Origin of the sequence: Sporosarcina soli, assembly GCF_042655805.1 — a bacterium.
Lineage (GTDB): Bacteria > Bacillota > Bacilli > Bacillales_A > Planococcaceae > Sporosarcina > Sporosarcina soli.
This window is the reverse complement of the sequence record NZ_JBHSNO010000005.1, coordinates 945,800-966,900: the sequence shown is the minus strand read 5'-3', so window position 1 is coordinate 966,900 and position 21,101 is coordinate 945,800. Positions and strand designations below refer to the sequence as shown.

19 protein-coding genes are annotated in these 21,101 nt (G+C 41.4%); 17 read left to right on the top strand and 2 right to left on the bottom strand.

The features are described from left to right. The first annotated feature begins 54 nt into the window (after nt 1-54). The 16 genes from ACFPRA_RS08735 (at nt 55) to ACFPRA_RS08660 (ending at nt 17,228) form a co-directional block, all read left to right on the top strand. A complete protein-coding gene (locus ACFPRA_RS08735) occupies nt 55-1,386 on the top strand; it encodes an allantoinase (RefSeq protein ID WP_381432826.1) in 1,332 nt (443 codons plus the stop codon). Between the two features lie 70 nt (nt 1,387-1,456). Then, nucleotides 1,457-2,728: an MFS transporter gene (locus ACFPRA_RS08730; protein WP_381432822.1), complete on the top strand. Its 1,272-nt coding sequence runs from the start codon at nt 1,457-1,459 to the stop codon at nt 2,726-2,728. Between the two features lie 74 nt (nt 2,729-2,802). Then, the gene (allC, locus tag ACFPRA_RS08725) at nt 2,803-4,035 is read left to right on the top strand and encodes an allantoate deiminase (RefSeq protein ID WP_381432819.1); all 1,233 of its coding nucleotides are present in this window, start codon (nt 2,803-2,805) and stop codon (nt 4,033-4,035) included. Between the two features lie 31 nt (nt 4,036-4,066). Next, complete coding sequence (gene allD / locus ACFPRA_RS08720; protein WP_381432816.1) at nt 4,067-5,116, top strand: ureidoglycolate dehydrogenase; 1,050 nt, start codon at nt 4,067-4,069, stop codon at nt 5,114-5,116. A 261-nt stretch (nt 5,117-5,377) separates the two neighbouring features. Further along, on the top strand, nt 5,378-5,821 hold the full coding sequence (locus tag ACFPRA_RS08715) for a MarR family winged helix-turn-helix transcriptional regulator (RefSeq protein WP_381432813.1): 444 nt from the start codon (nt 5,378-5,380) through the stop codon (nt 5,819-5,821). Nucleotides 5,822-5,872: 51 nt separating this feature from the next. Next, nucleotides 5,873-6,814 (top strand): ring-cleaving dioxygenase, encoded by a 942-nt coding sequence (locus ACFPRA_RS08710; RefSeq protein ID WP_381432810.1) that lies wholly within the window; start codon nt 5,873-5,875, stop codon nt 6,812-6,814. Between the two features lie 239 nt (nt 6,815-7,053). Beyond that, nucleotides 7,054-8,112: an LLM class flavin-dependent oxidoreductase gene (locus tag ACFPRA_RS08705; protein WP_381432807.1), complete on the top strand. Its 1,059-nt coding sequence runs from the start codon at nt 7,054-7,056 to the stop codon at nt 8,110-8,112. Nucleotides 8,113-8,129: 17 nt separating this feature from the next. After that, a complete protein-coding gene (locus ACFPRA_RS08700; RefSeq protein ID WP_381432804.1) occupies nt 8,130-8,696 on the top strand; it encodes an NADPH-dependent FMN reductase in 567 nt (188 codons plus the stop codon). 97 nt (nt 8,697-8,793) lie between these two features. After that, on the top strand, nt 8,794-9,177 hold the full coding sequence (locus tag ACFPRA_RS08695; RefSeq protein ID WP_381432801.1) for a DoxX family protein: 384 nt from the start codon (nt 8,794-8,796) through the stop codon (nt 9,175-9,177). 545 nt (nt 9,178-9,722) lie between these two features. Continuing rightward, nucleotides 9,723-10,466 carry an IclR family transcriptional regulator gene (locus tag ACFPRA_RS08690; protein ID WP_381432798.1) on the top strand — a complete coding sequence of 248 codons (744 nt, stop codon included), beginning with the start codon at nt 9,723-9,725 and terminating at the stop codon, nt 10,464-10,466. A 272-nt stretch (nt 10,467-10,738) separates the two neighbouring features. Then, a complete protein-coding gene (locus ACFPRA_RS08685) occupies nt 10,739-11,725 on the top strand; it encodes a TRAP transporter substrate-binding protein (protein ID WP_381432795.1) in 987 nt (328 codons plus the stop codon). A gap of 78 nt (nt 11,726-11,803) precedes the next feature. Further along, the gene (locus tag ACFPRA_RS08680; RefSeq protein ID WP_381432792.1) at nt 11,804-12,718 is read left to right on the top strand and encodes a polysaccharide deacetylase family protein; all 915 of its coding nucleotides are present in this window, start codon (nt 11,804-11,806) and stop codon (nt 12,716-12,718) included. A gap of 78 nt (nt 12,719-12,796) precedes the next feature. Next, on the top strand, nt 12,797-13,306 hold the full coding sequence (locus ACFPRA_RS08675; RefSeq protein WP_381432789.1) for a TRAP transporter small permease: 510 nt from the start codon (nt 12,797-12,799) through the stop codon (nt 13,304-13,306). A gap of 1 nt (nt 13,307) precedes the next feature. Then, nucleotides 13,308-14,585 (top strand): TRAP transporter large permease, encoded by a 1,278-nt coding sequence (locus tag ACFPRA_RS08670; protein WP_381432786.1) that lies wholly within the window; start codon nt 13,308-13,310, stop codon nt 14,583-14,585. A gap of 37 nt (nt 14,586-14,622) precedes the next feature. Then, on the top strand, nt 14,623-15,987 hold the full coding sequence (locus ACFPRA_RS08665; protein ID WP_381432782.1) for a dihydroorotase: 1,365 nt from the start codon (nt 14,623-14,625) through the stop codon (nt 15,985-15,987). Continuing rightward, nucleotides 15,984-17,228: a Zn-dependent hydrolase gene (locus tag ACFPRA_RS08660; RefSeq protein WP_381432778.1), complete on the top strand. Its 1,245-nt coding sequence runs from the start codon at nt 15,984-15,986 to the stop codon at nt 17,226-17,228. The genes ACFPRA_RS08665 and ACFPRA_RS08660 overlap by 4 nt, the downstream gene beginning before the upstream one ends. A gap of 312 nt (nt 17,229-17,540) precedes the next feature. Here the strand turns inward: ACFPRA_RS08660 and ACFPRA_RS08655 are convergent, their stop codons facing one another. Next, complete coding sequence (locus tag ACFPRA_RS08655; RefSeq protein WP_381432775.1) at nt 17,541-18,299, bottom strand: YibE/F family protein; 759 nt, start codon at nt 18,297-18,299, stop codon at nt 17,541-17,543. Then, nucleotides 18,296-19,423 (bottom strand): YibE/F family protein, encoded by a 1,128-nt coding sequence (locus ACFPRA_RS08650; protein ID WP_381432772.1) that lies wholly within the window; start codon nt 19,421-19,423, stop codon nt 18,296-18,298. The genes ACFPRA_RS08655 and ACFPRA_RS08650 overlap by 4 nt, the downstream gene beginning before the upstream one ends. Nucleotides 19,424-19,707: 284 nt before the next feature. Between ACFPRA_RS08650 and ACFPRA_RS08645 the strand changes: the two genes are divergently transcribed. Then, complete coding sequence (locus ACFPRA_RS08645) at nt 19,708-20,907, top strand: M20 metallopeptidase family protein (protein WP_381432769.1); 1,200 nt, start codon at nt 19,708-19,710, stop codon at nt 20,905-20,907. Nucleotides 20,908-21,101 lie beyond the last annotated feature (194 nt).

Here is a 21,101-nt window from a genome sequence, read left to right as displayed (position 1 = left end):
AACGTAGTTATAGGTGAAGTCATTAACGGAAAACAGATACTGGAGGGATAAATAATGGTTAATTACGATTTAATTATAAAAGATGGGACGATCGTTACGGCAGATTCAATTATTCAAGGAGATATCGCCATCAAGGATGGAAAGATTATAGAAGTGTCTGTGGGCAAGTCTTTGGAGGCAACAGCGGATAAAGAGATAAACGCTGAAGGACTTCATATCCTTCCAGGTTTAATCGATACACATGTTCATTTTAACGAACCGGGTAGAACAGAATGGGAAGGATTAGAGACAGGAAGCAGAAGCTTAGCTGCCGGCGGAGTTACGACATTTTTTGATATGCCGTTGAATAGTACACCACCGACCATTAATAAGGTCAATTTAGCGCTCAAGAGCTCAGCTGCCGATGAAAAATCCATTGTCAATCCCCAATTCTGGGGTGGGCTTGTACCGGAAAATATTGATGATTTAAAGGACCTACACGAAAATGGCGTAATTGGATTTAAGGCGTTTATGTCACCGAGTGGAATTGCTGACTTCAATAATGTGGATGATGAAACGATCTATAAGGGGATGAAAGAGATTGCATCCCTAGGTTCCCTTTTAGCTGTTCATGCTGAAAGTACGGTTATTACTGATCAACTTGCGCAAGAAAAACAAAGACAAGGGAAAACCACTGCAAGAGACTATGTTGAATCACGTCCGATTATTTCTGAAATTGAAGCGGTTAGACGAGTGATTTCTTATGCGGAAGCAACAGGCTGTAAACTTCATATTGTCCATGCAAGTAGCCGAAAAGTGGTTCAGGTGATCAATGATGCAAAACAAAGAGGCGTAAATGTAACAGTTGAAACCTGCCCACATTATTTATCATTGACAGTAAAAGACTTAAAAGAAAAAGGAGGATTGGCGAAATGTGCTCCTCCATTAAGAGATCAAGAAGAAGTCGAAGATTTATGGGCAGCGGTCGCTAACGGAGAAATTAACGTCATTGCCTCCGACCATTCACCAGCACCGACATCTATGAAAACTATAACAGACAACTATTTTGAAGGATGGGGAGGGATTTCCGGAGCGCAGTCCACTTTAAATATTATGTTGACTGAAGGGTATTTTAAACGCAATCTTCCGTTAGAAAAAATTGTAGCATTAACAGCGACAAACCCGGCAAAATTGTTCGGACTATCCACGAAAGGAACAATTGCAGTGGGGTATGATGCGGATTTGGCACTTGTTAATTTAAATGAGAGTTTTGAACTGAAGAAGGAAGATTTGTTTTACCGTCATCAGCACTCGCCTTACGTTGGGATGACCTTTAAAGGGAAAGTGAAGACGACAATTGTTGGTGGGCAAGTAGTATTCGAAAATGGTCAACCGATCGAAAAGTAAACATGTGGTGGGATGTTTTTTATAACTGTGTGTCCCTGCGACAATTATGAAAGGGTAGGTGGGTAATTTTATGACGCCAAGGGAAACACAACCTCAAATGCAACAGAATAAGAAATTTATGATTCCGTATTGGTGGAAAGTAGTATTTGCATTCACGTTGGGATGGATGTTCATCAATGCCAATAAATATTTTTTAAATCCTATTTTAGGGGAGATCGGGTTAGAGTATAACCTGAATAATACCCAGCTTGGATTGGTCAATAGTATCTTCTTTCTGACGTACACGATTGCGCAAATTCCGGCCGGAGCGTTTAGTGATAAATTCGGCAGGAAAAAGTTGCTTGTCATTGGGTTTATTTTATATGGGATTTTAACAGGTGTCAGTGGTCTTATGGCCGGTTTCACGGGCTTTTTGGTAGCTCGTGCGATTGCGGGAATTTCCTCGGCAACTTATTACGGTCCCCAATTTGCCTTATCATCTGAAGCCATTCCAGAAAAACGAAGAACGATAGGCAGTGCCATTATTAACAGTGGATCAGGGATTGGGATTGCGTTAGGTTTTGTTTTGTCGAGCACCCTAGTGTTAGATAAGGGCATGAGTTGGAGCGTTCCGTTTTATGTGTTCGGTGTGCTAACGGTTCTTGTCGGAATCCTAATTGCAGTACTAGTTAAAGAGAAAAATCCAGATCAGGTTTCGAAACAACGTGAACAACGCAAGGAGTCATCCGATACAGGTGAAAAAGTTTCGGTGCTATCATTACTGAAAAACCGCAATCTGTTGGTTACCTTTCTTGTCTTATTTTGTTCCATTTACGGCTTTACGGTCATCGTCACATGGTTGCCGAAGTTTTTGGAAACTGAAAGGGGCTTCCATGGCAGTCAAGTTGGTTTGATAGCAGCTTTGGTCCCATTGGCTTCAATACCGGGAGCGCTTGTCGCAAGTGCTATTTCGGATCGCTTAGGTCGGAGGAAACCTTTCGCTTTTGTGCTCATTCCGATTGCAGCAATTGCATTATGGGCAACGGTCTATGTGCATAGTACCGCGTTATTGATCACTGCGTTAGTGGTTTATGGGCTATTTGGTAAGATTGCGCTGGATCCACTTCTAATTGCATCTGTTTCTGAAAACGTCGATAAATCAGCGTATGGGATTGCCTTCAGTCTCTATAATTTCATGGGGATGATCTCGTCGGTAATTGCTCCTTGGTTTGTTGGTTTTCTCGCTGATAAAACAGGCAGCATGGCCACGGGATTTTACTCAGCAGTCATTGTTTTGGCCATAGGACTTGTCATTATGATGTTCTTTAAAGAAGGTCCGAAAGTAAAAGAGATGAGTGCATAAATAGGAGAAAGTTCAGGACGTACTAAAAAATAATAATATGAATTCGTAATGAAAATAGAAAGGACAGATGTATTATGAAAGATTTAACAAGTGAAGTTGCTCAGCTTGTAGACTGGCTAGGTGAATTCGGGAAGGATCCCGAAGGTGGAGTTACGCGGTTATTGTATACAAACGAGTGGGTTGAGGCGCAAAAAGCATTAGAAAAACAGATGCAAGAAGATGGATTGACGACTCGTTATGATGACATCGGCAATTTATTTGGACGATTAGAAGGAAGTAAATATAGCGATGAAACCATTTTAACGGGCTCTCATGTCGATACCGTTAAAAATGGCGGTAAATTAGACGGTGCATTCGGCATTTTAGCCGGGATTTTAGCGCTTCGGCATTTAAAAGCCAAATATGGTCAGCCTCTTCGTAATCTTGAAGTCGTATCGTTTGCTGAAGAAGAAGGAAGTCGCTTCCCATATGCTTTCTGGGGTTCTAAAAACTTGATGGGACTAGCTAAGAAAACAGATGTTGAAAACATAGAAGACTTCAATGGTGTTCGTTTTGTCGATGCCATGAGAGAAGCAGGTTTTGATTTTAGGGATGAAACAAAAGCGATGCGAAATGATATAAAAGGTTTTGTTGAAATCCATATCGAGCAAGGGAATGTGTTAGAAAAAGAAGGAAAAGCGATTGGGGTCGTCCATAACATTGTCGGTCAAAGACGTTTTACGATCGAAGTCACAGGTGTAGCGAACCATGCAGGTACAACGCCGATGGGGTATCGTAAAGATGCATTATTGGCAGCGAGTCAAATGATCCAAGACGTGATTAACAAAGCGAAAGAATATGGCGATCCGCTTGTTGCGACAGTTGGAAAAATTGAAGTCAAACCAAGTATCGTCAACGTTGTTCCGGGGAATGCCTTATTTACATTGGATGTTCGCCACACGGAAAAAGACATGCTCGTCAAGTTCACTGAGGAACTCACCACGATCATCGACGGTATTTCCGCTGAGTCCGGAGTCGAGACGACAATTGATATGTGGATGGATGAGGATCCAATTCCAATGGATCCACAAATTGTGGATGCTATTGAGAAACAGACGAAAGAAAAAGGATTGAATTACAAAATGATGCATAGCGGTGCCGGCCATGATTCTCAAATCATTGCGCCCATTGTACCGACAGCGATGATCTTTGTGCCAAGCCGTGATGGGATTAGTCACAATCCGTTGGAATATACAAGTCCAGAAGAATTAGCAATAGGTGTTCAAGCATTGATTGAATCATTATATGTTCTAGCATACAAAGAATAAAAAAATTCTACATTAATAGGAGTTGTTTAGTTTGAAAACTACGGAAAAAGAATTGAAAAAATTAATTACAGCGAAGTTGCATAAAGCCGGTCTTTTGGAAGAACATGCAGAGGGCGTAGCTGATGTCTTAGTCCATGCAGATCTACGAGGTGTTCATTCTCACGGGGCTATGCGAGTGGATTATTACGCTGAGAGAATCGCGAAAGGTGGAATTACGACAAGTCCAAAATTCACTTTTGAAAAAACGGGACCAAGCTCAGCGATATTTGACGGCGATAACGGTGTTGGGCATGTGGCTGCTAAAAAAGCGATGGACCACGCCATCAAAATGGCGAAAGAGTCTGGAGTTGCAGTAGTGGGCGTTAGAAAAATCGGTCACAGTGGAGCACTGTCATACTATGTCCAACAGGCGGCTAAAGAAGGCTTAATTGGACTTTCGGTTGTTCAATCAGATCCGATGGTCGTACCTTTCGGAGGAGTTGAGCCGTACTATGGGACAAATCCAATTGCGTTTGCGGCCCCAGGGAAAGAAGATGATATGATCGTCTTTGACATGGCGACGACAGTCCAAGCATGGGGGAAAATTCTACATGCGCGCTCGAAAAATGAACCCATCCCTGATACATGGGCGGTGGATAAAAACGGTGAACCGACAACAGATCCGTTTAAAGTAAATGCTTTGCTCCCGATTGCAGGACCGAAAGGCTATGGTTTAATGATGATGGTGGATGTGTTGACAGGTGTTTTACTCGGATTGCCATTCGGAAACAAAGTCTCATCCATGTACCATGATTTAAGTGAAGGGCGTAATCTAGGGCAACTTCATATTGTGATCAATCCAGCTTATTTTACAGATTTGGAAACGTTCAAAGAAAACATTTCAAAAACGATGAGCGATTTAAATCATATTAAACCGGCGCCGGGATTTGAACAGGTGTTTTATCCAGGTCAAAACACAGCGATCATAGAACAACGATCTAAAGTAGAAGGAATCGAAATTGTCGACGACGTATATCGCTATCTGGAGTCAGATGTCGTGCACTACAATAAGTATGACGATAAAGATCCATTTGCAAAATAACTGATATGCATAAAAAATATACAAGCGCAGGATGGAGAATTATTGGCATGGGGTCCTACGTAAAGTAGGCAGCCTATGCAATAGGAAGAATAGGGGCTGTTCGATCAGCCCCGAAAATTAACTAGATGCAAAAAAATAAGTCGCTATTCTTTCACCGAACTGTGTGTGAATCGTATATCTTGAATTAAAGCCTTTAGTATTGACAGGTCATCAGTTGCGTGGTAAAGTGATAATTAAGATAAGCAATGAGGAGGTTGCAAAATGCGTAATAATACGGTCGGTTCACTCATTTGGTTGCGCTTAATGCGATTCACAAACCAAAGCAATCATCTGTCGAATGAATTTTTAAAACGCTTTAATTTAACAACAGCACAATTCGATGTCCTTGCGCAAATTCAACTATACCAACCACTCACGCAAAGTGAATTAGCTGAAAAAGTAACAGTTACACAAGGCGGCATATCTCGCATGCTCGTCCGTCTTGAAAAGGAAGGGTATATTGTACGTAAACAAAACTGGAAAACAAAAACGATTAGCTTAACTGAGAAAGCTGATGAGATTTTAGAAGCGGCAATGCCTGCTCAACTAGCATTTCAATCTTCGTTTTTTGAAGATGTATTATCGAAAGAAGAAGAGAAAACATTATACAAGCTAATGACACGTGTGCATAAATATAGCCAAAAAAGAGAATTACCGCCCGAGTAATTTTTTTTACACTATCATTTGACTAGTCAAATTAAAATGGGAGGAATAGAAATGTACACAATACCAGGACATCATCATATTTCAATGATCACAAAAAATGCGCAAACGAATCACCATTTTTACACGGAAGTGCTGGGTTTGCGGCGTGTTAAAAAGACCGTCAACCAAGACAGTCCATCGATGTATCATTTATTTTACGGGGACTTAACAGGAAGCGCGGGTACGGAACTATCCTTTTTTGAAATGCCGATGGCTGGCAGAACGGTGCGGGGAACAAACGCTATTACAAAAATTGGCTTGCTTGTGCCTTCGATTGAAAGTTTAACTTATTGGAAAAGGCGTTTTGAACAATTCGATGTAAAACACGATGAGATCACAACATATGCTGGCCGAGCAGCGCTTCCATTTGAAGACTCGGAAGGGTTGCGGCTCATTTTAATCAATAATAACGGAGAAGAAGTGCCAGAATTTTGGTCGCCTTGGGAAGAATCAACTGTAGATCAAGCACATCGTATTTTAGGAATGGGACCGACGGAAATCACCGTCCGTTATTTGAATCGAACAGCCAAAACATTAAAGGATCTATTTGGTTATGCGGAGATTACCCGTTCGGAGAAGGAAGGCATTTATCAGTCTGTTGCCGGGCAAGCATTTGGAGAAATTGTGCTAAAGCAGCAAGAAGGGCCTAGTGAAAAACCAGGTCGTGGCAGTATTCATCATTTAGCGATCCGTGTAAGAAACGAAGAAGAGCTTCATTACTGGGCTCAAATTGTGAAAGAACATGGATTTGCTTCATCTGGTGTCATTGATCGTTATTATTTCCAAAGTTTATATTTCCGTGATTCTAATGGGATTTTATTTGAAATTGCGACAGATGGACCGGGATTTACAAGAGATTCAACAATTGAGGCGCTTGGGAAAGAATTGGATTTACCAGCATTTTTAGAAGGGAAACGTGCTGAAATCGAAGCTCGTTTGAAGCCAATTGATTAAATTTTATCATTTGAGTGATTAAATAATGATGATAAATGTTCTGCATCATTTACGATTGAGCAGTGACATAAGTCGGCGTTTTGCATATACAAGGAACAGCGGAAAAGAAAATACAGAATGAAATATTTTTTTACTTTATCACTTGATTGATCAATTAAAGAGGTGGAAAATATCGCTGTCTTTTTAGAAGGGCATCGTGGGAATTGAAAAAAACAACAACGAATTGAGGAGAGTTAATGATGGAAAAATATCGAATCAACCCGGCAAACGGCATGGAGTTTGGGCTATATTCGTTGGGAGATCACATTGCCAATCCATTGACAGGCGAGCGTGCTTCAGCTCAACAACGTCTACAGGAATTAATCGAGGCAAGCAAATTAGCAGAACAAGCTGGTATAGAAGTATTTGGTGTTGGTGAAAGTCATCAGACATATTTTACGACGCAGGCGCATACGGTTGTGCTTGGGGCGATTGCACAGGCAACAAGTAAAATTAAAATTACAAGCTCGGCAACAGTACTAAGCGTTTCCGATCCCGTACGCGTGTATGAGGATTTCGCTACCATTGATTTAATTTCGGATGGCCGTACAGAAATCGTTGCTGGTCGTGGTTCTCGTGTAGGGGCTTATCAATTACTGGGCGTTGATTTACAAGATTATGAAGAAATCTTTGAAGAAAAATTAGAGCTACTCAAAAAAATTAACGAAGAAGAGTACGTGACATGGCAAGGTGAATTCCGTGCCCCATTACAAAACGCACGGATTCTACCGCAGCCAAAAAATGGCTCACTTCCAATTTGGAGAGCTGTCGGTGGACCGCCTGCAAGTGCCATTAAAGCAGGGTATATGGGGATTCCAATGATGTTAACTACTTTAGGCGGACCGGCTGTTAATTTTAAACCTTCTGTTGATGCTTACAGGGAAGCTGCTGAACGAAGTGGCTTTGATCCAAATACATTGCCGATTGCGACAACGAGTCTGTTCTATGTTGCGGATACAACGAAAGAAGCGCTGCAAGGCATGTATCCGCATATTAATGGCGGTTTCCAAGCCATTCGAGGGAGCGGCTATCCGAAACAGCAATTTGCTCAAGCGCCTGATACACGTGATGCATTAATGGTTGGAAATAAAGAGCAAATTATTGAAAAAATGCTTTACCAACATGAACTCTATGGAATGCAACGCTTTATGGCTCAAATTGACTTCGGCGGTGTTCCTTTTGACAAGATTATGAAAAACATTGAAATCATCGGGAATGATATCATTCCAGCAATAAAAAAATATACAGCCACTCAGTAAAAAAGGGGAGAGAAATTATGAAAATTGTAGCATTAGCTGGCTCTGTTGTTGGTTCAAAGACAAAAACCGCAATGGTAAAAACGGTCGAAATGCTTGAAAAGAAATATCCGCAGCATGAAGTGGCACTGCTAGATTTAGCAGAGTACACTATGGAATTTAGCGATGGCCGCAATTATTTTGACTATGACGGAGATACAAAATATGTGACGGAAAAAATAATGGGGGCGGACGCCATTATTATTGGGACGCCAACATTTCAAGCGTCTATTCCGGGAACACTTAAAAACATCTTTGACTTACTGCCAGTCAACGCTTTTCGTGACAAAGTCGTTAGTACTGTCGTAACTGCCGGTTCACCGAAGCATTATTTAATGGTGGAACAGCAATTGAAGCCGATCTTGGCGTATATGAAAGCTCAAATTGTCCAAACTTATGTTTTTATTGAAGAAAAGGACTTTCACCGGAAAGAAATTGTGAATGACGATATCCTCTTTCGCCTCGAACGATTAGTTGAAGACACTGTGTTATTAACAGAAACGTATAAAAAGATTCAGGCAGAAAGAGACGCGGAATATGATTTTTGATCAGGTCGATCGTGTGACGAATGGTATCGGATAAAAAAGTTATTGTGATATTTGATGGGAAACGGAAAATTTTAAAATTAATGGAGGAGATTTTTAGATGTTAGATTTAGGAGTTTTATTAATTCGAATTATGATTGGATTGGTCTTTGTCTTGTACGGTACACAAAAATTATTCGGTTGGTTCGGCGGATATGGGATCAAAGGAACTGGAGGATTTTTTGAGTCGATTGGGATCAAGCCAGGTAATCTAGTTGCAGCCGTAAGTGGTATATTTGAGCTAGTTGCCGGCGTGTTATTCATTTTAGGGATATTCTTACCGCTTGGGGCGACGCTCATTACTATTATTATGATTGGTGCAATTGCGAAAGTTCATGGCGCGAAAGGATTTTCAAATACAGCAGGTGGCTATGAATACAATGTAATGCTTATTATCGTTGCGATTGGCCTAGCTTTAATTGGACCGGGAATGTACTCAATTTAATCGAGTTCTACTCAAAATCATCAGGGGTTTCAGTCTAAGTTCGCTACGTCCAAAAGTGACTTGATTTATGCTGAAAACGCAGAAATCCCGACGCAATTACGCAGAGGCGTAATTGATCATGAGTGTTTCTTAGGAAGGAAAACCCTAGCTTAAGGTTTTCCTTCCTTTTTTCATTGGAATCATCTTATCTGGGCCTCTTATAGGAATCTAGGGTTATTGGAAAAATGCTATACTGAATTTGACTGAAAATAGAGACGGCTATTTTGTCTAACCACGAAAATTATGGAGGGGATAGTTGAGTAATTTAGCGAAAACATCTAACCTCTAACAACGAAAATATTCTGTTTAAGAATGAGGTCGATACACCTTCATAGTTTTAGTAGGATTAGATGGAAAAATGAATACAATGAAAGACATAGGTTGACTAGGTTGCCTAGATTTGCTAAGTTCAGATTATCATAAAACGGATTTATTTTTTCATGTAATGATAAAATGGGTTGAGTGATTTCCATGATAAGTATTGAAAAGGGTTAGGGAGTGTAAAATTGAATCAGACACAAACGGTGGGAAGGGCATTGGATATATTGTTTGTTCTCGCGGAATCAGGAAAAACGTTAACGGTCGGAGAGATTGCGGAAAGGGTACCTTTACCCGAGAGTACAGCTTATCGGCTCGTTAAAACGCTTGAATTGAATGGGGTAATTGAAAGAAGGGAAAAGGGGCAGATTAGTTTAGGGATGCGCATTATGGATTTAGCAAGAAGTTTACACCAACAAATTGATCAGAACCTTTTGACGATATCTCGCCCGATTATGGACAGCTTAACGGAAAGGCTAAATGAAACTTCACTACTGGTTGTTAGAAGGGGAGACGTAGGTGTAACAGTGCAGTTTGCTGAAGGAAACAGACTCATTGGCTATTTAACTAAAAACGGTAAAATCCATCAATTGGATCGTGGCGCTTCGGGAAAATCAATATTGGCATTTGAAAATTCCAAGTTTATTAATGGAATTATGAAGGAAGCAGATGAGACTTTTCGAGAAGAGTTAGAACATGAATTGGAGAAGATCCGCCATCAAGGTTATGCACAAACTGTAGGAGAAGTGGATTCAGACACGTTGGCAGTAGCGGCTCCGATTTTTGATGAAAGTAATTCTGTGATCGCAAGTCTTTCAATTCTGGGACCAAAAGAGCGGTTTCCGGAGGACATTCTAAATAAAACCATAGATGAAGTAGTAAAATCAGCAAATGAAATTACGAAAAAAGTAAAGAAAAATCAAATATATTAACTGAAGAATAAGGTTTTGGAAAGTGGGTTGTATAGTTTCGCTTCTCAACCCTCTATTCAAGGAAACGTGGAATGTTCGCGTAATCGATTTTAGATTACGCAGACATTCCACGTTTTTTTCTAGAAAAAGATTAGTACCTTTAAAAAAAGTACAGTTTAGTCAATCATTTTGAAATTGAATAAAATTAATCTTGCTATTCTTATAGGATTCAATTATGATAATTATCACGTAGTGACTATTTATTATCACAAAATGATAAAAGGGGTGTTGGAATGAAGAAGTTATTGAAAAATACGCTTGTTCTAGCTGTTGCATTGATTCTATTAGTGGGATGTTCGGGAAATGGAGAAAGTGGCGATGGTGTGCAAACGCTTACTCTTGCACATGGTGGGGCTTTAGATTCTCATTTACATGAAGGAGCATTGAAATTCCAAGAGCTTGTTGAAGAAAAGTCGAATGGTCAAATTAAAGTGCAGGTTCACCCGAATTCTGAGCTGGGGGCTGAAAGAGAAGCAGCTGAATCCGTACAATCTGGAAGCATTGATATTGCATTACTTTCAACGGGTCCAATGGGGAATTTCGCCGATAAAGTGAATGCGCTTGATTTTCCATTTTTGTTTACAGATCACAAGCATGCTGAAGAAGTACTAGACGGTGAAGTCGGAGAAGAAATATCAAAACAATTGGAAGAAGCAAACTTTAAAAATCTATATTGGATTGATAATGGCTCGTATCATATTGCAACGAACTCTAAACCCATTCGTGAATTCTCTGATCTAGCAGGTTTGAAGCTAAGAACGCAGGAGAATCAAATTCAGATCGATACTGTAAACGCTTTCGGATCGTCTGCAACACCGATCCCTTTCAGTGAGCTGTTTCTTTCAGCGCAACAAGGAATTGTCGATGGACAAGGGAATTCACTCGCAGTCCTCATTCCTCAAAAGTATTATGAGGTCCATGATTATTTGACAGTGACGAATCACATGTATTCGGCAGGAATGATTTTGATGAATAACGATAAATTCAATTCGTTCCCTGAAGACTTGCAGCAAGTCTTACTCGAAGCTGGAAAAGAAGCAGGAACTCATCAACGGGAGTTTGTACAAAAGCTTGAACAAGAATATAAAGATACTGCAATTGAAAACGGCATGGAAATTATAGAAGATATCGACTTGGCACCATTTAAAGAAGCAGTGAAACCAATTTACAAAAAATATGAAGATAAGTACGGTGAAATCCACAAAGCGATTCAACAGTAAACTTGGTAGCAAACAGTAAAAACCCATTGAAAACAGCGGTTTTCAGTGGGATCTCATACTATTGAACGAGGTGACATGATGAAGCTAACTGAAATTAAAATTCCAGGACCTAGCCAAGATTATATCGGCTATGGAAGAAAAGGATTTGCGGCTCGTTGGCCAAATGATGCGCGAGTAGTCGTCAATATTGCGGTCAATTATGAAGAAGGCTCGGAGCAAATGAAATCATTGGGCGATACGGAGAATGAGAGTTTTGTCGAATTCACGCCGTTAATGCCCCATGATCGAAGAGATTTGGCGGTTGAATCCGTTTTTGAATATGGAAGTAGAGTGGGGATTTGGCGTTTACAAAGACTATTTGATGACTTAAAAGTCCCTTTTACGTTATTTGGTTGTGCAATCGCAATCGAGCGAAATCCAGAAGTGGGAGATTGGATAAAAGAATCTGGAAACGATGTTTGTGCACATGGCTGGAGATGGGAGAAAGTTTGGAGACTCTCAAGGGAAGAAGAAAAGCAACATATGGAATGGGCGGTAAAATCGATTGAACAGACTTGCGGATCTGCTCCTCAAGGCTGGTATTGCAGATATGGCCCTTCAGAACATACAAGAGAATTGATCGTTGAACACGGGGGATTCTTATATGATTCGGATGCCTATAATGATGAATTGCCTTATTACACAAACGTGAAAGGAAAGAAGCATTTAGTTGTACCGTATTCCCAAACGTTGAATGATGGTAAATTCGTTCGCCCTCAAGGCTATGGCAGCGCAACAGACTTTTTCGATTCATTGAAAAGAAGTTTGGATTATTTATGGGAAGAGGGAGAAACTCAGCCAAAGATGATGTCAATCGGATTGCATCCGCGAATCATTGGTCAACCTTATCGAATGTCAGCGCTCCGAGAATTTATTGAGTATGCAAGAGAAAAGGAAAAGGTTTGGTTTGCACGCCGAGTAGATATCGCCGAGCATTGGTTAAAAAACTATTGAATTAGAAGTCTATTCGTCTTCATCTCACCACTCATGGAAGGGAGATGAGGACGAATAAAGTTAAAAGGAGCGTGCAATATGGAAAAAGTGATTAAACTGATTGACCAAATCAATAAAGGATTAAAAGTCCTTCTTGCTTTTAGTTTAGGGACCATGTCAGTTGTCATTATCGCTCAAGTCGTTTTACGTTATTTCTTTCATCATACTATTACATGGGCTGAGGAGCTTTCCCGCTATTTGATGGTGCTATCCGTTTTCTTAGGAGCGAGTTTGGCATTGAGAACACAATCTCTCATTGCTGTGGAATTATTGGCAGAGAATATTACATATGCAAAGAAAAGAGTTTTGAAAATCATTGTCTATCTTTTATGTTTGATTTTTTTCGCAACTCTTCTTGTCGTGGGCATTCAAGTTGTAGGAAATGTGGGCGGACAACTCAGTCCGGCACTGCAGATTAAAATGTCGATTCCTTATATGGCGATCCCGATTGGTGCTACTGCATTAGTGATGAATGCCATTGCAGTCATCATGGAATTGATCATCCACAAAGAGCCGATTAATCAAGCCGAAGAAGAGGAGGTCATCTGATATGTTAATCACTCTTATGTTGTCCCTCTTCGTATTATTGGCATTATCGGTACCGATTGCCGTCGCTATCGGGTTAGCTTCTGTTATCGCCATTGTATTTGCAAGTGATCTTCCGATTAATGTATTGGCCCAAAAAGCCTTTACGTCAATCGATTCCTTTTCCTTGATGGCCATTCCTTTCTTCATTTTTGCAGGGACATTGATGGAAAAAGGCGGGATCGCTAGACGGTTAGTGCGATTTGCAAGTTCATTGGTCGGAGGGATGACGGGTGGACTGGGCATGGTCGTTGTTGTCACTTCTATGTTTTTTGCTGCGATTTCGGGTTCAGGAATTGCTGCCACAGCTGCGTTAGGGTCCATTCTTATCCCGGCGATGATTAAAAAGGGATATGATCGCAGTTACGCAGGGGCATTGCAGGCTATCTCTGGGGAACTGGGGGTTATTATACCACCAAGTATTTCAATGATTTTATTCGGAGTAGCTGCAAGTGTATCGATTGGTGATCTATTTATAGCTGGTATTTTACCTGGTCTTATGATTGGATTCTCGCTTATGTTAGGGGTTTTCATTATTTCGAAGATCAAGGGATACAAGGGAGATGCAGACTTACCAAAAGGGGAAATATGGGTCTCCTTTAAAGACGCAATTCTCGCATTATTAATGCCGGTTATTATTTTAGGTGGAATTTATGGTGGGATTTTTACACCAACGGAAGCGGCTGCGGTGGCAGTAGCTTATGCATTTATCATCGGGGTATTTGTTTATAAAGAAATTAAGTTCAAAGATTTAATCTCTATCTTTTCTAGATCCATGATTATGACATCGATCGTCATGTTCATTATTGCCAATGCGGGAATTTTCGCATGGGTACTCACTCGGGAAGGTGTACCTCAAAAGCTTGCGATGTTCTTTGGAAATGTTACGGATTCTCCAATCATGTTCTTGTTGATTATTAATATTTTATTATTTGTGATTGGCATGTTCTTTGATGGAAGTGTTGCCATTATTATTTTGGCGCCATTATTTACACCGATTGCTGTCTCTTTAGGCATCGATCCGATTCATTTTGGAATGATCATGATTACAAACTTGGCAATTGGGATGTGTACACCACCATTAGGTGTAAATCTATTTGTTTCTTGTCAAATTGCGAATATCCGATTGGAACAAATTACGAAAGCGATCTTACCGTTTATAGGAATTATGATTATCAATGTATTGTTAATCAGCTATATTCCTCAAATTAGTCTATTTTTAGTCGAATTGTTCAAGCGCTAAACGTCACCATAGAGTCATTCAATATAGGAGGAATTAGATGCTTACTTCAAAAACAATTAAAGGAAATATCGTCTTGCCGGAAAAAGTATTGTTCAATGCTTATTTAACGGTTAAAGACGGAAAAATCATCTCGATTTCAGAAGAAAAACCTTCAGAATTTGAATTGGTGGATATGACAGGACAGTATATTTTCCCGGGCGTGATTGATGCGCATGTGCATTGTTTCAGCTCTTTAGATGAAGGTTTTACAAATGCGACCTGTTCTGCTGCCGCTGGAGGAGTAACGACGATTGTTGAAATGCCTTATGATGCAGATAAGTTAATTTGTACACAACGTCTTTTTGAAGAGAAAAAGGAACGATTGAAACAAGAAGCAGTGGTCGATGTTGCCATGTTAGCCACGATCGCTCCTCATGATGGACTGGATCAAATTGCATTATTGGCAGATTCAGGGGCTTGCGGATTTAAGATTTCTTTGTTTAATACAGATTCGGTTCGATTCCCGAAAGTCGATGAAGGGGAACTTTACGAAGCATTTAAAGAGGTACGCAAAACAGGGAGACCTGTCACAGTCCATGCGGAGACGGATGCGATTGTCCGGAAGTTCATTCAGAAATATGAGAACGAAGGGCTGAATAATCCGATCGCCCATTGTCAAAGTAGACCGAAAGTGGCGGAGTCGACAGCGGCATTGACGATTTTGGAATTAGCGCATGCTACCGACACGAAAGTTCATTTACACCACAGTACATTTCCGCGTGTCTTCAATCTTGTGGAAGCTTACCAACAGGAGGGAACCGACGCAACGGCAGAGACATGTACCCATTACCTCGTGTTGAATGAAAACGATATGGAGCGCTTAAAGGCAAAAGGGAAAATTAATCCTCCTTTAAGAAGTGAAGCAGATATGCATGCGTTATGGGACTTATTGGCAAGTGGGAAGATTGACATGGTGACGTCCGATCATGCCCCTTGGCCAATCCATTTAAAAAGCGATGCCAATATATTTAAAAATTCTTCAGGAGCACCAGGCGTCGAAGTATTATTCCCGATTTTATTTAGCGAAGGTGTAGCAAAAGGCAGAATCTCCATTTTACAATTGGCAAAAGTATTGGCTGAAAATCCTGCCAACCGATTTGGATTAGGGCATAGAAAAGGGAAATTAGCCGTTGGTTATGATGCCGATTTTATCATCGTTGATCCGACGGAAGTGTCAATTTTAGATGAAGAAAAAATGCATTCAAATGCAGGCTGGAGTCCGTATAATGGAATGGAAGTCCGTGGGAAAGTGAAGCGGACTTATGTAAGAGGGAAAGAAGTCTACAATGGCCAAGTAGTTGGCGAAAAAGGAGACGGCACTTTCATTCCCGCAGTCTACGAAAAGAAGGTGCTTGCGGAATGACCGTTTTCGAGCTGAATACAGATCGGATAAAAGACAATATCCTAGCTTTAGCGACGATCATTGATGAAGATAAACCGGGCTATACGAGAAGACCGTTCACGAAATGGCATACGCAAAGCCGCGAGTGGTTAATGAATGAAATGAAGAATAGTGGTTTGGATGTTTCAATTGACGTTGCATCGAATCTGATCGGCAAACGCGAAGGGAAAAATCCCGAACTTCCTCCGATTATGATTGGTTCTCATACGGATTCAGTTGTTGGCGGTGGCCGATTTGATGGGATTATCGGTGTGCTTGCTGGAATTGAAATCGCCAGACAGTTGAATGAAAAAGATGTTCAGTTGGCACATACTCTTTTAGTTGTTGACTTTACGGGAGAAGAAGCAAGTGAGTTCGGGATTTCGACGATTGGCAGCAGAGGCATGGTCGGAAATTTAACGCAAGAAGACTTGAATCGCACAAACGGAGACGGGCTTGTTCTTCGGGATGCTTTGGCAAGTGTAGGGGGGAGACCGGAAGACTTGGCGACAGAGTCATTACGGCCGGGCGATCTATCCTTATATGCTGAGTTGCATATAGAGCAAGGGCCTGTACTGGAACAAACGAATCATGAATTAGGTGTTGTAACGGGAATCGTAGGCATTCAACGCCATAAAGTCATCGTTGAAGGACAAGCGAATCATGCCGGAACAACACCAATGAATATGCGATTTGATGCGTTAACGACAGCTTCAGAAATTGTGTTGGCAATCGAAAAAGTTGCAAACGAGGAGTACGCAGAACAAGTCGTTGGAACAGTAGGCCGCCTTTTTGTAGAGCCGAATGGTGCCAACGTGGTTCCAGGAAGTGTCATTTTTGAATTTGAAGTACGTTCATTGGATTTACAAGCACTCGATCAGATGATCGAAAAGATTCAAAGAGAAATTGCAGAAGTGGAAAAGAGACGAACTGTCTCCATCACAATGAATCAGTTATCCCATGCGGATTCTATTATTGTCGATGAAGAGATCGTACAATTAATAGAAGAAAGTTGTGAAACCGTAGGAACAACGCATCGTCTCCCAAGTGGCGCCGGTCATGATGGCAACCAATTAGCCAAGATAGCACCGGTCGGTATGATTTTTGTTCCGAGTCAAGAAGGAAAAAGCCATTGCGCCGAAGAGTGGACAGACTTTGAACTCATCGCAAAAGGCGTCCAAGCTTTAGGAAATACAATCATTCGTTTTGATCAGAGGGTATGAAAGTAGAAGGGAGCGTGTTCCGAATTAATTGGGACGATCCCCAATCGATCCTTATCCAGCTCATTTCAAAAGAGATAATCATTAAGAAGAGACCTTTAGGCCGTGCCTTAGGTCTCTTTTATCTTCATTCAGCAGAAGACACTCGCCTCTATAGGTACCGAGTGTTTGCGGTTTCGTTTTCCTGTTCAGCGTGTGTCCAAACGCCCGCTGAATGAAGATAAAGCCTCCGGCGGATATCACAGATTTTGAAAGGAGTTAATTGAGCTTTGCTCAATTCAAAATCTGGACGCAATTACGCCGAGGCGTAATTGATTACCCTTCCACTCTCACCAAAAAATAAGCCGTAATCCATGCGGTAATCGGAATGATCAAGGCGACCCCAATCCCCGCGCAGAGGATGGTAATCATTTCAGCGCCAAACACTTTGGAATTTACAATTTCCCCAAACGAATAGGACAAGTCCTTAAACCAGATGAGCAGCCCAAGATAGCTGCCGAAGAAGGCGAAAAATAAGGTGTTTGTATCCGTACCTAACACATCCCTGCCGATTTCCAATCCGAATGTAAATAACTCTTTCCGGTCGATGGAGGGGTTATGTTGGAATAACTCGCGCATCGGAGAAGCGATGGAAATGGCGATGTCCGTAATCGAACCGATTGTACTCATGATGATCACCGCAGCTGCGACTTTTATAAAATCGACGCCGATGAAAAGGGAGAAGGCCCCGATTTCTTCAATTTCTTCTTCGCCAAATCCTTGGATCATTGCTTTTTCTGTGATGAACACAATGAACAGGAGAAGGATGACGATCGTGATCATGGAAGAAAAGAATGCCGTTTTGGTGATTCGATTGACGCCATTAATGTAAAACAGATTAATGCAACTGATGACGATACAGGCAATGATGGTTAATAGGATCGGGTTGACATTGGGAATCGACATCAGAATGATCGTAAAGAAAAGCACGCCGAAATTCAGGAATAACGTGAAAAAAGAACGCACGCCTTTTTTTCCACCAACGAGCGCCATCAGGAGGAATAAAATGACCCCGAGTAATAGTTGTACACTCATGATTTCGCCTTCTTTCGAGTGACAAAGAAAATGGATGCATATAGACTGATCGGAATGGCTAAGACGATTCCGATACCGCCCGCTAAGGCTCGGGCCAGTTCCAATGACAGGTTCATGGGAAGCGTATAGGATAGGGGTACCCCATTATTTAAATACAAGATGATCATCGGAATCGAGCCACTAATATAGACGAAGAACAAAATATTGGTCATCGTTCCCATAATATCTTTGCCGATTTCCAATCCTGATTGTTGAAGTGCTTGTAAAGAGATCTTGTGATTCTTTTCATAAAGCCCGAAAATCGAAGAGGACATCGTGATCGCTATATCCATCACGCCCCCTAAAGAGCCGAGGAATAGACCAGCCATAAAGACTTCCTGATAGGGACGGGTCAGAAATTGCATTTCTTCATAACGAAGCCCATTTTCAGAAGTGGCCCATAACGCAATATATGCAATGAAGAGCGATATAAAAGTTCCCAACAGCGTCGCTACAATAGCCGCATATGTTTTTTCATTCAAACCGTTAATGAGTACTAAGGAAATAACGGTGAATAAAACAGCGCTTATACTGCAAATGACAAGCAAGCTCACTCCAAAATGATTTACATAGACATCCAATGCATATGATAACAAAGCTGCATTCACCGCTAAACTGATGATGGAAAACAGGCCTTGTTTTTTGCCGACGATGAGCAAGGTGAAGATGAAAACCCATGCGACCATCAGCATGTATTTATCACGCTTGACGTCCAGAATCGTTCCGGATAGTGCTCCGTTTTCTTCCTTACCTGGATCAATGGAAACAAATAATTCATTGCCGGGTTGATAGGCTTGGTCATAGGCGCCCGATGACGAATACTCATTCATGATATGAATCATTTGCCCTTTTTCGGGTCCGTTTTTTAGTTTGGCAATTAATTGTTGGGTGAAAAGAGAATCTAAATCGTTGATCGGTGTCGTGTCTACCAAAGTCGTTTCGATCACTTCAGCAATCGGCTTGTGATAGAAGGAATGATTATGATTGACAAAAATGACCGAGGCAATAAAACAAAGAAAAAGAATGATATACGACAGAGTTTGTTTATAGGATCGTTCGTTCCATATCGTTTTCATAATATTCATCCAAAAACCTCCACGTAAGCAATGTGATGCGATGAATAGGGACTTAGAATAACAAGAATGGATTCACCGGTCAAGGAAACATCGGCTTCCTTATTAAATCCCTTTGCGATGTAAGCAATGGTTTCGTGCAACAAGCCAACGCCCCCTCTTCAGGAATAGACAGTAAACTCCTCCAAATATAAAAATTCGACAAAATCAATCGACTTTGGGTGTTGTGTTTCTAGAGAACTATGACTATAATAAAACCAATCAGTATAATAGGTATTAAGAAAAGAGGGATTAAAATGGGAACCCTGAATAATGATGATACGCTCAATCAGATTTTTGCTGACTTGGATGCTCGTTTTGAAGAGATTGTTAGTTGGAGACGATATATGCATCAGCACCCGGAGCTTTCTTTTCAAGAGGAGAAGACGGCGAAGTTCATTGAAGAGAAGTTAGTGAGCTTTGGGTTGGATGTTCGGACGAATGTTGGTGGTTATGGACTTGTGGCGGTGTTGGAAGGGAAGCAACCGGGGAAGACGATTGCGTTACGGGCGGATTTTGATGCGCTTCCGATTCAGGATGAGAAGGAGGATGCACCGTATAAGTCGTTGAATCCAGGTGTGATGCATGCTTGTGGTCATGATGGGCATACGGCTGCTTTACTCGGTACGGCGCAAACGCTTAGTCAATATCGGAAAAGTCTGAAGGGGAAAGTGGTATTCCTTTTTCAGCCGGCTGAAGAGCTACCTCCTGGTGGCGCGAAGTTCATGATTGAAGATAACGCATTGGATGGCGTGGATTATGTGTTTGGTGCGCATCTAGCTTCCGGGATTCCGCTCGGGAAAATTGCAGTTGGGGAAGGATATAAGCAGGCGGCTGTCGATAAATTCGATATTGTGATCGAAGGAAAAGGCGGGCATGGTGCAAGGCCGCATAATACGGTGGATTCGATTGTCGTCGGTAGTGAAGTGGTTAACTCCTTGCAGAAAATAGTGAGTCGAAGAGTGAATCCGTTGCAGTCGGCGGTTGTGACCATCGGTGTGTTCCAAGCGGGGAATGCCTTTAATGTCATTGCGGATACGGCCAGATTGGAAGGAACGGTTCGGACTTTTGACAAAGAAGTGCGGGAACAAGTGAAAGAAGAGATCTATTCCATCGTCGAAGGTATTACAAAAGGATTCCATGCGGGTTACAAAATCGATTATCTTCACGGATATCCCGCTTTGTACAACCACCCGAAAGAGACGACATTGGTTCGGAATTTATTTTCGGAAGTATTTTCTGAAGATGCGGTCATCGATCTGGAGACATCGATGGGAGCGGAAGATTTCGCTTATTATTTACTGGAGCGACCGGGAACGTTTTTCTCTGTCGGTGCACAAAATGAGGATGAGAAGACGCATTATCCGCACCACCACCCGAAATTCGATTTTGATGAGCGTGCTTTGTTGAATACTGAGAAAGCGTTTGTGAAAATTGTATCGCATTATCTGTTTTAACTGGATTCAGATGAATGCCAGAAAGCATTTCAATCAGAGAGAGTCCAACTCCCCTTTAGCTGACGCTTCGCTTTCAGTACAAAAACATTTGCTGAATAGAGGAACGCAGGCTAAGGTCGACGTGTCTTGGAAGTGCCTGAATGACCAACATCCTGTTGGTCCAAGCCTCCGGACGCAATTACGCCGAGGTGTAA

Excerpts from the sequence above, each read along its gene's own strand:
- ACFPRA_RS08735 (WP_381432826.1), top strand. The coding sequence starts at position 55 with ATGGTTAATTACGATTTAATTATAAAAGATGGGACGATCGTTACGGCA.
- ACFPRA_RS08730 (WP_381432822.1), top strand. The coding sequence starts at position 1,457 with ATGACGCCAAGGGAAACACAACCTCAAATGCAACAGAATAAGAAATTT.
- allC (WP_381432819.1), top strand. The coding sequence starts at position 2,803 with ATGAAAGATTTAACAAGTGAAGTTGCTCAGCTTGTAGACTGGCTAGGT.
- ACFPRA_RS08715 (WP_381432813.1), top strand. The coding sequence starts at position 5,378 with ATGCGTAATAATACGGTCGGTTCACTCATTTGGTTGCGCTTAATGCGA.
- ACFPRA_RS08710 (WP_381432810.1), top strand. The coding sequence starts at position 5,873 with ATGTACACAATACCAGGACATCATCATATTTCAATGATCACAAAAAAT.
- ACFPRA_RS08705 (WP_381432807.1), top strand. The coding sequence starts at position 7,054 with ATGGAAAAATATCGAATCAACCCGGCAAACGGCATGGAGTTTGGGCTA.
- ACFPRA_RS08700 (WP_381432804.1), top strand. The coding sequence starts at position 8,130 with ATGAAAATTGTAGCATTAGCTGGCTCTGTTGTTGGTTCAAAGACAAAA.
- ACFPRA_RS08695 (WP_381432801.1), top strand. The coding sequence starts at position 8,794 with ATGTTAGATTTAGGAGTTTTATTAATTCGAATTATGATTGGATTGGTC.
- ACFPRA_RS08685 (WP_381432795.1), top strand. The coding sequence starts at position 10,739 with ATGAAGAAGTTATTGAAAAATACGCTTGTTCTAGCTGTTGCATTGATT.
- ACFPRA_RS08680 (WP_381432792.1), top strand. The coding sequence starts at position 11,804 with ATGAAGCTAACTGAAATTAAAATTCCAGGACCTAGCCAAGATTATATC.
- ACFPRA_RS08675 (WP_381432789.1), top strand. The coding sequence starts at position 12,797 with ATGGAAAAAGTGATTAAACTGATTGACCAAATCAATAAAGGATTAAAA.
- ACFPRA_RS08670 (WP_381432786.1), top strand. The coding sequence starts at position 13,308 with ATGTTAATCACTCTTATGTTGTCCCTCTTCGTATTATTGGCATTATCG.
- ACFPRA_RS08665 (WP_381432782.1), top strand. The coding sequence starts at position 14,623 with ATGCTTACTTCAAAAACAATTAAAGGAAATATCGTCTTGCCGGAAAAA.
- ACFPRA_RS08660 (WP_381432778.1), top strand. The coding sequence starts at position 15,984 with ATGACCGTTTTCGAGCTGAATACAGATCGGATAAAAGACAATATCCTA.
- ACFPRA_RS08655 (WP_381432775.1), bottom strand. The coding sequence starts at position 18,299 with ATGAGTGTACAACTATTACTCGGGGTCATTTTATTCCTCCTGATGGCG.
- ACFPRA_RS08650 (WP_381432772.1), bottom strand. The coding sequence starts at position 19,423 with ATGAATATTATGAAAACGATATGGAACGAACGATCCTATAAACAAACT.
- ACFPRA_RS08645 (WP_381432769.1), top strand. The coding sequence starts at position 19,708 with ATGGGAACCCTGAATAATGATGATACGCTCAATCAGATTTTTGCTGAC.